The 436-nt window shown below is 66.5% G+C and carries 1 protein-coding gene; it reads right to left on the bottom strand.

From position 1 onward, the window contains the following. On the bottom strand, positions 1-385 hold a 385-nt coding region (locus KBZ10_RS30695; protein WP_210990719.1), incomplete at its 3' end, for a putative inorganic carbon transporter subunit DabA. Between the last annotated feature and the right edge of the window lie 51 nt (positions 386-436).

Raw genomic sequence — 436 nt, 5'->3', positions numbered from 1 at the left:
CCTCCAGGTCGTGCTCCTCGATGGTCCCCGCCGCCAGCGCCTGGCGGTAGAAGGCGCGCGGCATCAGCATATCGACTCCGGCAACCCGGCGAAGCGTAGCGCAGGTCGCAGCGAAGCTCTGGTCACTGAAGCCGAGGAATGGGTTCACCGCGACGAAATGCTTGAGCGGCCAGAGCGGCGCGATCTTGTCGCACGCTTGGGCGATGGCCGCCTCGATCGAGGCTGTCTTCGCGCCTGGTCTTTCGCAGGTTACAGCGATGGGGCTTCGCGGACCGGTCTCGGAGAGGCGATGGCGATACTCATGGGCGGACCCCGCCGGCGGACGTAGTGGAGGGGGATCGTGCGCCGTAACCAGGTGGCGGGCTGGGCCAGAAGTGCAGCACAAGCCGGTTCGCGAGCGTGTTGACGTAGAGACCGTTGGCGAGGTGGACGTAGA

It is taken from the genome of Streptomyces sp. F63, assembly GCF_018070345.1.
Taxonomy (GTDB): Bacteria; Actinomycetota; Actinomycetes; order Streptomycetales; family Streptomycetaceae; genus Streptomyces.
This window is presented reverse-complemented; position numbering and strand designations above follow the sequence as displayed.